Raw genomic sequence first — 11507 nt, forward strand, 5'->3', positions numbered from 1 at the left:
GGACTGGCCTCCCCGGCGCGTGCGGCACCGGATCAGCTGGCATTCGTGGTGCGCGCCGATGCATTGCCGGACGGGCTGGCGGATTCGCGCGCCGGGGAGGCCAGTCCGCGGATACGCCGCGCACCGTCGCCCTCCAGCTCGCCCCCGACCCGACGCGCCAGGGCCGCGGTCTCGATGCCGTCCGGATCACTCACGCTGCATCGCGGCCAGCACGTCGTCGGTGATGTCCACGCGATCCGAGGCGTAGAGCACGTTGCGCTCGGTCAGGATCACGTCAATGTCGCGCTCGCGCGCCAGCTCGGCGATCGCGTCGTTGATGCGCCGCTGCAGGCGCGACAGTTCCTCGTTGCGACGCACGTTGAGGTCTTCGGAAAAGCTCTCCTGGGCGCGCCGGAATTCGCGCGAACGCGCCGAGAACTCGCGTTCCAGCGCGGCCCGTTCGGACGGATCCATCATGTCGCCCTCGCGCTCCAGGCGATCGCGCAGCCGCTGCAGTTCCTCACGTTCGGCCACCAGCTCGGAATCGCGCGGGGAGAATTCCTCCTCCAGCTCGCGCATCGCCTGTTCCGCTTGCGGCGAATCCTCGAGGATCCGGTTCATGGTCACATACCCCACGGTCTGCGCCCCGGCAATCGCGGGCACTGCCGTCCAGCCCGCCACCACCAGCGCGACCCCGATACCGGCCGTTATCCAGGCCTTCATGCCGCCTCCCGGGGCATTGCCGCCCCCGTGATTGTTGCTGCCGTGTCCGCCGCTCTCAGAAACCCGCTCCCAGCTGGAACTGGAAACTCTGAGTATCGTCACCGGGCTCGTCGTTCAGCGGCTCGGCCACACTGAAGCTCAGCGGCCCCACCGGCGAGAACCAGGTCAGCGCCAGTCCCGCCGCCGCGCGCAGCTCGCCCACGTCGAAATCGCCCGGCTCGTTGAACACGTTGCCGGCGTCCACGAAGGTACTCATGCGGATCGCATCGTTATCCGCGGCGAACGGGGCCGGGAAGAACAGCTCGCCGGACACCGTGGTCCGCAGGCGCCCGCCATAGGGATCATCGTTGCTGTCGCGCGTGGCCGGCTGCCCGTTGCGCAGCGGCCGCAGGTCACCCAGACGGTTGGCCTCGTAGCCGCGCACCGACTGGATCCCGCCGGCAAAGAACCGTTCGAAGAACGGCAGTTCGTCGCTGCCGAACCCGTCGCCGTAACCGATGCCGCCGGAAACGGAGAAGCTGAAGCGCTCGCTCAGGCGGAACAGCTCCTCGCCGGAATAGGTCAGCTTGTAGAACTCGCGATCGCTGCCGGGAATCGCCAGCTCCATCCCGATCCGGTGCCGCCGGCCCTCGCTGGCGAAGGTGGTGGAGTCGCGGGTGTCGTGGATGTAGCTGGTTTCCAGCTTGACCAGGTTGGCCGTGTCGCCGAACTCGTCCAGTTCGTCACGGATTTCCTCCGGCGTACCCGTGCGTCCGCCGGTGTGGTCCACGGTATTGACCTCGATGTGCTCGAATCCCGGCCGGATGCGCACCCGATCCACCTCCGACAGCGGGATCCCGTAGGTCACGTTGAAGCCGTAGCGGTCGGTGGAATAGCGCGAGATGTTCGCCGCTTCGGCGTCCACCTCGCGGTAGAACACCGAGAACCCGCGGCTGGCCCCGGCCGGCGTGTAATGCGGATTGGTCAGGTCCATGCGGAACACCCGGTTCACGTCGGAGGTACTGATCTCCGTGGAAAACCGGTTGCCGGTGCCGAGGAAGTTGTCCTGCGAGATCGAGCCGGACAGCAACAGCCCCTGGTTCTGCGAATACCCGGCGCCGATCGACAGCGCGCCGGACTGGCGTTCCGTCACGCTGATGTCGAGATCGACCTCGTCGTCCGAGCCCGGCACCCGCCGCGTCTCCACGTTCGCGCTGGCAACGAACGGCAGGCGCTGCAGGCGGATCCGCGAGCGCTCGATCAGCGCCCCGTTGTACCAGGACGACTCCATCTGCCGCAGCTCGCGGCGGTAGACGCTCTCCTGGGTGTTCTCGTTGCCGGAGATGTTGATCCGCCGTACGTACACCCGGGGGCCGGGGTCCACGAAGAACGTCACCGTGACTTCGCGGTTGTCCTCGTCGACATCCGGCACCGGATTGACGTTGGCAAAGGCATAACCCTCGCGCTCCAGGCGTTCCGCCATGCGCTCCGCCGACTCGGTGACCTGGCTGCGCGAGAACGGCGCGCCCAGATCCACCTCGATCAGGCTCTCCAGTTCCTCCTCCGGAATCACGAAGTCACCGGCCAGCGAGGTCCCCGTCAGGGTGTAGGGCTCGCCCTCGTCCACGTTGATGGTAATGAACAGGTCTTCGCGATTGGGCGACAGCGTGACCTGGGTGGAATCCACGTCGAACTCGAGAAAGCCGGAATCCAGGTAGTGCGAGCGCAGGGTCTCGAGGTCGCCGGAGAGCTTCTCCCGGGAATAGTCGTCGCGGCTGGAGAAGAACTGCCACCAGCGCGGGACCCCCGATTCGAAATCACCCTTGAGGTCACCGTCATCGAACGCCTGGTTGCCGACCAGGTTCACGCCACGGATCTTCGCCTGCGGCCCTTCCGTAATGTCGATGTCGACATCCACCCGGTTGCGCGCAAGATCGACGATGTCGACGTCGATCCGCACGTTGTAGCGTCCGCGGGCGAAATACTGTTCGCGGATCTCGTTCTCGATGCGCTCCAGCAGGGTACGGTTGAACACCCGCCCGCTGCGCAGGCCCACCGATTCCAGCGCCTCCTCCAGCGCCTCGTCGGGGATGTCGTTGTTCCCGGAGAAGCGGATCTCGTTGATCGCCGGCCGTTCGGAAACGATCACCACCAGCACGTCGCCGCGGCGGGCGAGCTCCACGTCGTCGAAGAAGCCGGTGCGGAACAGCTCGCGGATCACTTCCGGCGTCTGGCTGTCGTCGAAGGTGTCCCCCACCTCCACCGGAAGATAGCTCAGGGCCGTCCCCGCGGTAATACGTTCCAGCCCTTCGATCTCGATGTCCTCGATCTGATAGGCCTGCCCCCAGGCCGGCCCCGCGAGGGTCACCAGGCCGAGCAGGGCCCATCCTTTCAAGCTTTGTCGCGCCATGCTGTCCGCCAAGTGGAGGGCGTCCGGTACCGTTTCCGGTCAGCCGAACAACCGTGTCAAGTCGTTGTAGAAGGCGAGGATCATCAATGCCGCGATCATCAGCAACCCGATCTGCTGGCCCACGATCTGGGTCTTTTCCGACACCGGGCTGCCCTTCACGGCTTCCGCCGCGTAGTACAGCAGGTGCCCGCCGTCGAGCATCGGTATGGGCAGCAGATTGATAATCCCCAGCGACACGCTGACGATCCCGAGAAACCCGAGGAAGGCAGATATCCCGATGACCGCGGACGTGCCGGCAAACTCGGCTATGGTAACCGGTCCGCTGATATTTTTGACCGAGGCCTCGCCGGTCACCATGCGCCAGAGGATCCCGAGGGTCAGGGTCGTGACCTCCCAGGTCCGCACCGCACCGGAGCCGATGGCTTCCACCGGCCCCTGGCGCACGATCACGCTCAGCTCGCGCATCGCCGGCTGATCCGGATCCACGCCGGCCCCGATCCGCCCGATGGTACCCTCTTCGGCCTCCACCGGCTCGGGGGTCAGCGTCACCTGTCGCCGCGTCCCGTCACGTTCCAGCGTGACGGACAGCTCGCTCCCGGCGCTGGCCCGGATCCGCTCGACCCAGGCATTCCAGCCGGCGACGCTGTCGCCGTTCATCGCGACCACCCGGTCCCCGGTCTGCAGCCCGGCGCGATCGGCCGGCGAGCCGGATTCGACCTGGCCGATCACGGCCCCCAGCTGCGGCCGGAACGGCGCCACGCCCAGGCGATCAAGGAACTGGCCCTCGCCCAGAAGCTCCGCGCGGGCCGACAGATCCAGACGGCGTTCGACCTCGCGGCCGTCGGCATCGCGAACCACCAGCGGCACCGTATCACCACGCACCGCGTGGTCAAGCAGCCGCAGATTGGCCTGTTCCCAGTCCCCGACCTCGCGCCCGGCAATGCGCACGATCTCCTCGCCGCGCTCCAGGCCCGCTTCCGCGGCCGGCGATCCCGGGGTGATCTCGCCCACCACCGGGCGCACGCCACCCACGCCGATCATGAACATCACCGCGAACACCGCGATCGCCAGCAGGAAGTTCGCCGCAGGGCCGGCGGACACGACGAAGGTCCTCGCCCCCAGTCCCTGGCGATCGAACGCCCGGTGTTCCTCGCCCGGCGGCACCTCGCCCTCGCGACCGTCGAGCATCTTCACATAGCCGCCCAGGGGGATGGAGGCGATCGCGAATTCGGTCCGATCACTTCCGAAACGCCGCGACCACAACGGCCGTCCGAAGCCCACGGAAAAACGCAGGACCTTCACCCCCATCAGGCGGGCCGCCAGAAAATGGCCGTACTCGTGCACCGTGACGAGCACCCCGATCGCCACGACAAAGGCCAGCAGACTGGTCAGAAATCCCGTCACACCGCTTCACGCCTCCGCATGTCCAGCCAGTCCCGCGCGTGCGCTCTCGCCCGCGCGTCGGCACCCAGTACGACTTCCAGCGTGCCCGCGGGTTCCGCCTCCACCCCCTCCAGGGTCGCCTCGATCAGGGCCGGGATCGCGTCAAAGGCCAGCTCGCCCGCGAGGAAGGCATCCACCGCGACCTCGTTGGCGGCGTTCAGCACCGCGGTGGCCGTGCCGCCCTTCTCCAGCGCGCGCTGCGCCAGGCGCAGGGCCGGATAACGGGTCTCGCAGGGCTCGGAGAATTCCAGCGCCCCCATGCTGAGCAGGTCCAGTGCCTGTACACCGGAGGACATGCGTTCCGGCCAGGCCAGCGCATGGGCGATCGGCGTGCGCATGTCGGGGTTGCCCATCTGCGCCAGCACCGAACCGTCTTCATACGCCACCATCGAGTGCACGATACTCTGCGGATGCAGCACCACCTGGATACTCGACGGCGGCACCGCGAACAGCCAGCAGGCCTCGACCAGCTCCAGCCCCTTGTTCATCATCGTGGCCGAGTCGACCGAGATCTTGCGGCCCATGTCCCAGTTCGGGTGAGCGCAGGCCTCGTCCGGGGTGATCTCGCCAAAGGTCTCCAGCGAGCGCTCGCGAAACGGCCCGCCGGAGGCCGTCAGCCAGATCCGGCTGGCCCCGTGCGGGCTTACCGGGTCGGCGCAGGTGTAGCCATTGGGCAGGCACTGGAAGATCGCGTTGTGTTCCGAATCGATCGGCAGCAGCCGCGCCCCCGAGCGCCCGACCGCATCCATCAGCAGCGCACCCGACATCACCAGCGCTTCCTTGTTGGCCAGCAGCACCCGCTTGCCGTGCTCCGCCGCCGCCAGGGTCGGCAGCAGGCCCGCGGCACCGACGATCGCCGCCATCACCGCATCCACCTCGGGCGCGCGACAGACCTCGACCAGTGCCTCCATACCGCCCCGCACCTTGGTCTCGCAGCCGGCCGCGGCCAGTCGGTCGCGCAGGCTCTCCGCCGCCTCCGGTTCCCCCATCACCGCCACTCGCGGGCGATACTGCAGGCATTGCGCCTCCATCCGCTCGACATTGCGATATGCGGTCAGCGCGTAGACCGAGAAGCGTTCCGGCTGCCGCGCCACCACGTCCAGGGTGCTGAGTCCGATGGAACCGGTGGAGCCAAGGATGGTGATCTGTTGCTTGTTCATGGAATGCTCCCGGAGGTCGGGGCGTTATGCCCTGGCACGTTCAGGTGGCGGGCACCGGCCACAGCTGCAGCCAGTACAACCCGCCCGCCAGCACTGGCGCGGCCGCAAGATGGCTGTCCACGCGATCCAGAATACCGCCGTGCCCCGGCAGCAAGGAACCGCTGTCCTTGGCCCCGGCCCGGCGCTTGAGAATGCTTTCGAACAGATCGCCCACCACGGAGATCAGCCCCGTCACCATGGACAGCAGCACGAACGGGAGGGCCTCCATCGGATCCAGGTCGGCGGCCACGGCCACGATCACCGCGAACACGAATACCAGGCCCATGCCCCCCATCAGGCCCTCGCGGGTCTTCCCGGGACTGATCTCGGGCGCCATCGCAGTACGTCCGAAGCGCCGACCCGCGAAATAGGCCCCGGTATCCGCCAGCCCGATCATCACGATCAGATAGACCACCAGCAGCGGCTCGATTCGGTGCAGCGCGAGAATGGCGACCCCTGCCGCCATGACCATCAACAGGCCACTGACGCGCAGTAAGGGTCGCCAGAGCGACTCCGACGCGGTATCCGCGTGATAGAACGGCAGTGCAAAAGCCGCTGCCGCCCACAGCGCCACCCCGAGGATCACCCCCGTCAGCTCCAGGTGCGCACTGCCGGCCAGCGTCGGCAGTGCGATCCCGGCCACCGCCAGCACGGTCCAGGGCACCAGCATTGCGGCACCCCGAAGCCGCGCCAGAACGCCCCACTCCCAGGCCGCCAGGCCCAGGGTCGCGGCGACCAGGATCAGCACCGCCCACGCCGGGCCCCAGGCAATCAGCGCCAGCGCCGGAAGTCCCAGCGCACTGGCCGTGATCACGCGCTGCTTAAGCATCCACCGTCTCGCCCTGCGTCCCCGGAACGCCCCCGAAACGGCGCTGACGGCCGGCATACCATTCCAGCGCGGCGGCGAAATCCTCACGGGTCATGTCCGGCCACAGGGTGTCGATGAACAGCAGTTCCGCGTAGGCCGCCTGCCACAGCAGAAAATTGCTGATCCGCTGCTCGCCGCCGGTACGGATCAGCAGATCCACGTCGGGCAGGCCTGCGGTACTGAGGTAGCGTTCCAGACCGGCCTCGTCGTCGCTGCGTGCGGCATCACCCTGCTCGCGCGCCCAGCGCAGCGCCGCCTGCTGCATGTCCCAGCGCCCGCCGTATCCCAGCGCAATCACCAGTTCCAGCCCCCGGTTATCAGCGGTCCGGCGCTCGGCTTCCTGCATGCGTTGCTGCAGCTCCTCGGGGAAACGCGCGCGCTCGCCGATGAAGCGCAGTTTCACGCCGCGCTCCAGCAGTTCCGGGAGTTCGCCCTCGATGGCGGAGACAAAAAGCTCGAACAGGGCCTCCACTTCTTCCCGCGGGCGGCGCCAGTTTTCACTGCTGAACGCAAACAGGGTCAGTGCGGTGATCCCCTGTTCACCAAAATAACGCACGGCCTCGCGCGTGGCGCCGAGACCTTCGCGGTGCCCGGCAGCCCGCGGCTCACCCCGCGCCTCGGCCCAGCGGCCATTACCGTCCATGATCACCGCCACATGGGCGGGCAGCACGGCTTCGGCACTCATGTTCGGGTGCGGATCCGGCATGATCGGAGGCCGTCAGACCTCCATCAGCTCGTTTTCCTTGTCGGCGAGCATCTTGTCGATGCGCGCGATGTGATCATCCGTCAGCTTCTGGATCTCGTCCTGGGCGCGCTTTTCGTCGTCCTCGGAGATCGCCTTGTCCTTCACCTGCTGCTTGAAGGTATTGTTGGCGTCACGCCGGATGTTGCGCACGGCCACGCGCGCCCCTTCGGCCTCCGACTTGACCACCTTGACCAGCTCGCGCCGCCGTTCCTCGGTCAGCGCCGGCAGCGGCACGCGGATCACCATCCCCTGGGACGACGGGTTGAGCCCCAGATCGGAGGTCATGATGGCCTTTTCGATCTTGCCGATCATGTCCTTCTCGTAGGGCTGCACCGCCAGCGTGCGGGCATCCTCGGCATTCACGTTGGCCACCTGGTTGATCGGCACCTCGGTGCCGTAATACTCCACGTGCACGTGATCCAGAAGGCTGGGGTGCGCGCGCCCGGTGCGGATCTTGCCCAGCTCCGAGCGCAGAGATTCCAGCGTCTTGTCCATGCGCTCGCGCGCATCCTTGATCGTCGCATCTGTCATTGCCTGGACCCCTCGACCAGGGTTCCCACCGACTCGCCCATCACCAGGCGCTGCAGGTCCCCCTTCGCAAACATGTTCATGACTCGTATCGGCAGCTCGTTGTCGCGGCACATCACCAGCGCGGTAGTGTCCATCACCCCCAGACGCCGCTCCAGCGCATCGTCGTAGGTGAGCCTGTCGAAACGCCGTGCGTCCGTCTGTGTGAACGGATCCGCATCGTACACTCCGTCCACCTTGGTGGCCTTGATCATCAGATCGGCATTGATCTCGATCGCCCGCAGACTGGCCGCGGAATCGGTGGTGAAGAACGGGTTCCCGGTGCCGGCGGCAAACACCACCACCCGGCCCTTTTCAAGGTGCCGCACCGCGCGCCGGCGGATGTAATCCTCGCAGACCTGGTTGATGCGGATGGCCGACATCACCCGGCAGAAGCGCCCGGCCCGCTCGATCGCGTCCTGAAGGGCCAGGGCATTGATCACCGTGGCCAGCATGCCCATGTGGTCGCCGGTCACCCGGTCCACGCCGCCTTCGGCCAGCCCGGCGCCACGAAAAATATTGCCGCCCCCGATGACGATACCCACCTCGACCCCGCGCCGCGAGAGTTCGCAGACCTCTTCGGCCACCTGCGACAGCACCGCCGGATCGACACCGTAATGATGTTCCCCCAGCAGGGCCTCCCCGCTCAGCTTCAGCAGGATGCGTCGGTAGGCGGGCTGCGTGTCCTGGCTCATCGGGTTCCTTTTCTCGGGCTGGCTGACGGGGTCGGAGTGGTCTTAATCCTGAAATGCTGCTTGTTACGGGCAGGCCGGACCCCGCAGGATCCGGCCCGGCCGGCTCAGGCCCCGCGGGCCTGCGCCATCACTTCCTCGGCGAAGTTCTCGCTCTTCTTCTCGATACCCTCGCCCACTTCGTAACGCACGAAGCCGGTGACCTTCGCGCCCTTCTCCTTGAGCAGATCGCCCACGGTCTGGTCCGGGTTCATCACGAACGCCTGACCCACCAGGGTGATCTCGCCGAGGTACTTGCGGATGCGGCCTTCGATCATCTTTTCGATGATGTTCTCCGGCTTGCCGGATTCCTCGGCCTGGGCCTTGAACATTGCGCGTTCCTTGTCGAGCATCTCGGTCGGGACTTCGTCCTCGTCCACGCACACCGGCTGCTGGGCCGCGATGTGCATGGCGATGTGCTTCGCCAGCTCGTCGTCGGCCTTGTCCAGGGCCACCAGCACGCCGATGCGCGCGCCATGCTGGTAGGCGCCCAGCGAACCCTCGGCGTTGAGGCGCTCGAAACGGCGGACCTGCACGTTCTCGCCGACCTTGGCCACCAGCTGGGTGCGATGCTCTTCCAGCTTCTCGCCCTCGACTTCTTCGTTCATCAGGCCATCCACGTCGGTGGCCTCGGTGTTCAGCGCGGTCTGCGCGCAGCGCGTGGCGAACGCACGGAAGTTGTCGTCGTTGCCGACGAAGTCGGTCTCGCAGTTGACCTCCACGATCACCGCGCGGTTGCCCTCGCTGACGATCTCCACGCGACCTTCGGCCGCCACGCGGTCGGCCTTCTTGTCGGCCTTGGCCATGCCCGACTTGCGCATGGCTTCCACGGCGGCCTCGAGATCACCGTCCACCTCGGTGAGGGCCTTCTTGCATTCCATCATGCCTGCGCCGGTACGTTCGCGCAGTTCCTTAACCTGGGCAGCACTGATTGCCATCGGAATCAACTCCTGAAGAATTCTTGCGGAGCCGGCCGCGCGGATCGCGGCCGGCCGGTTTCATCAAGCCTGGTCGGCGGCCGAAGCCTCGGCACCTTCGGCCGTTTCGGCCTGGCCGAACGCCTCTTCGCCGGCGGCAGTGGTCATCGTGCCCTTGGCCTCGACGATGGTGTCGGCGATCGCGGCAACGTACAGCTGGATCGCGCGCATCGCGTCATCGTTGCCCGGGATCACGTAGTCCACGCCGTCCGGCGGGTTGTTCGAATCGACCACGGCGACCACCGGGATACCACGCTTCTTCGCCTCGTTGACCGCGATGCGCTCGTAGCCGACGTCGATCACGAACATGGCATCCGGCATGCGGTTCATGTCCTTGATGCCGCCCAGACCGCGGTCCAGCTTGTCCTTCTCGCGGCGGCGGGACAGCGCCTCGCGCTTGTTCAGCACGTCGAAGGAGCCGTCGGTGTCCATGGTCTCGAGATCCTTGAGACGCTTGATCGACTGCTTCACGGTGCTGAAGTTGGTCAGCATCCCGCCCAGCCAGCGGTGGGTCACGTGCGGCATGCCGGCGCGGCGGGCTTCTTCGGCGACCACATCGCGGGCGGAGCGCTTGGTACCGACGAACAGGATCTGGCCACCATCGGCCGCAACCTTGCCAAGAAAGTTCAACGCGTCGTTGAACATCGGCAGGGTCTTCTCCAGGTTGATGATGTGAATCTTGTTGCGCTCGCCAAAGATGTACGGCGCCATCTTGGGATGCCAGTAACGGGTCTGGTGGCCGAAGTGGACGCCGGCCTCCAGCATCTGACGCATGGTCACGAGGGACATGAGTGTTCTCCTGTTGTACGGGTTGGGCCTCCACGCATCCCGGCCTGAAACCGATCCGCTTGTGCGAACCAGCACCCGACAGACCGTGTCGATACGTGTGTGGATTAAGGTTGCGAGTCTCCGCTGAATTGCCAGCGAAGCGCGCGCTTTATAGCATAGAACGCTTATTCGAACCAAGCACGCGCGGCCCGTCATGCCGCGTCCGGAGACCCCATGTCCGTCACCATCAAGACCCCGGAAGAAATCGAGTACATGCGCGTGGCGGGCCGTCTGGCCGCCGAAGTGCTGGAGATGATCGAGCCCCATGTCGCCCCCGGCGTCACCACCGGCGAGCTCGACCGGATCTGCCATGACTATATCGTCAACGAGCAGGAGGCGACCCCCGCGCCACTGAATTACCGGGGGTTCCCCAAGTCCGTGTGCACCTCGGTCAACCACGTGGTCTGCCACGGGATCCCCGGGGATCGCACACTCAAGAACGGCGACATCGTCAACATCGACGTCACGGTGATCAAGGACGGGTTCCACGGCGACACCAGCCGCATGTTCACGGTCGGCAAGCCGAGCATCCAGGCGCAGCGGGTGATCGACGTCGCCCGCACCGGGATGTACCTGGGCATCCAGCAGGTGCGCCCCGGCGCGACCCTGGGCGACATCGGCCACGCCATCCAGACCTACGCCGAAAAGCAGCGCTGCTCGGTGGTGCGCGAGTTCTGCGGCCACGGCATCGGACGCGGCTTCCACGAGGACCCGCAGGTGCTGCACTACGGCAAGCCCGGTACCGGCATGGTGCTGGAAGCCGGCATGTGCTTCACCATCGAACCCATGGTCAACGCGGGCAAGCGCCACACCAAAGTGCTGGCCGACGGCTGGACCGCGGTCACCAAGGACCGCAGCCCCTCGGCCCAGTGGGAGCACACCCTGCTGGTGACCGACGACGGCTACGAGATCCTGACCCTGCGCAAGGATGAGACCCCGCCGCAGGAAGCGGCGGCCTGACATCCGTCCCGACACCGCCCCGGAGGCGCGCATGGCCAACACGGAACCTGCCCTGACTGACAGCAGCGCGGACTACCAGGAGCTCAGCCGCCACCCCG

12 protein-coding genes are annotated in these 11507 nt (G+C 66.6%); 1 reads left to right on the forward strand and 11 read right to left on the reverse strand.

Going from position 1 to position 11507, the window contains the following annotated elements:
• Positions 1-32 precede the first annotated feature (32 nt).
• The 11 genes from B1A74_RS14090 to rpsB all read right to left on the reverse strand — a co-directional run bounded on the left by B1A74_RS14090 (position 33) and on the right by rpsB (position 10410).
• The gene (locus B1A74_RS14090; RefSeq protein ID WP_244269213.1) at positions 33-194 is read right to left on the reverse strand and encodes a hypothetical protein; all 162 of its coding nucleotides are present in this window, start codon (positions 192-194) and stop codon (positions 33-35) included.
• The gene (locus tag B1A74_RS11780; RefSeq protein ID WP_018947804.1) at positions 187-702 is read right to left on the reverse strand and encodes an OmpH/Skp family outer membrane protein; all 516 of its coding nucleotides are present in this window, start codon (positions 700-702) and stop codon (positions 187-189) included. The genes B1A74_RS14090 and B1A74_RS11780 overlap by 8 nt, the downstream gene beginning before the upstream one ends.
• Positions 703-757: 55 nt before the next feature.
• Positions 758-3091: an outer membrane protein assembly factor BamA gene (gene bamA, locus B1A74_RS11785; RefSeq protein ID WP_077244740.1), complete on the reverse strand. Its 2334-nt coding sequence runs from the start codon at positions 3089-3091 to the stop codon at positions 758-760.
• A gap of 39 nt (positions 3092-3130) precedes the next feature.
• Positions 3131-4495: an RIP metalloprotease RseP gene (gene rseP, locus B1A74_RS11790; protein WP_077244741.1), complete on the reverse strand. Its 1365-nt coding sequence runs from the start codon at positions 4493-4495 to the stop codon at positions 3131-3133.
• Positions 4492-5694, reverse strand: a complete 1203-nt coding sequence (gene ispC, locus B1A74_RS11795) for a 1-deoxy-D-xylulose-5-phosphate reductoisomerase (protein WP_077244742.1) — start codon at positions 5692-5694, stop codon at positions 4492-4494. Before ispC ends, rseP begins: the two co-directional genes overlap by 4 nt.
• 40 nt (positions 5695-5734) lie before the next feature.
• Complete coding sequence (locus B1A74_RS11800) at positions 5735-6562, reverse strand: phosphatidate cytidylyltransferase (protein WP_077244743.1); 828 nt, start codon at positions 6560-6562, stop codon at positions 5735-5737.
• Positions 6555-7307, reverse strand: a complete 753-nt coding sequence (gene uppS, locus B1A74_RS11805; protein WP_077244744.1) for a polyprenyl diphosphate synthase — start codon at positions 7305-7307, stop codon at positions 6555-6557. The genes B1A74_RS11800 and uppS overlap by 8 nt, the downstream gene beginning before the upstream one ends.
• A 12-nt stretch (positions 7308-7319) precedes the next feature.
• Positions 7320-7877, reverse strand: a complete 558-nt coding sequence (gene frr / locus B1A74_RS11810; protein WP_077244745.1) for a ribosome recycling factor — start codon at positions 7875-7877, stop codon at positions 7320-7322.
• Positions 7874-8608: a UMP kinase gene (gene pyrH / locus B1A74_RS11815; RefSeq protein WP_018947797.1), complete on the reverse strand. Its 735-nt coding sequence runs from the start codon at positions 8606-8608 to the stop codon at positions 7874-7876. Before pyrH ends, frr begins: the two co-directional genes overlap by 4 nt.
• Positions 8609-8712: 104 nt before the next feature.
• Positions 8713-9582, reverse strand: a complete 870-nt coding sequence (gene tsf, locus B1A74_RS11820; protein ID WP_018947796.1) for a translation elongation factor Ts — start codon at positions 9580-9582, stop codon at positions 8713-8715.
• Positions 9583-9645: 63 nt separating this feature from the next.
• Complete coding sequence (gene rpsB / locus B1A74_RS11825) at positions 9646-10410, reverse strand: 30S ribosomal protein S2 (RefSeq protein WP_077244746.1); 765 nt, start codon at positions 10408-10410, stop codon at positions 9646-9648.
• A 213-nt stretch (positions 10411-10623) separates the two neighbouring features.
• Between rpsB and map the strand changes: the two genes are divergently transcribed.
• Entirely contained in the window at positions 10624-11409 is a 786-nt protein-coding gene (gene map, locus B1A74_RS11830) for a type I methionyl aminopeptidase (protein ID WP_024329412.1), read from the forward strand.
• The last annotated feature ends 98 nt before the right edge of the window (positions 11410-11507 follow it).

It is taken from the genome of Thioalkalivibrio halophilus, assembly GCF_001995255.1.
In the GTDB taxonomy this organism is placed as follows: domain Bacteria; phylum Pseudomonadota; class Gammaproteobacteria; order Ectothiorhodospirales; family Ectothiorhodospiraceae; genus Thioalkalivibrio; species Thioalkalivibrio halophilus.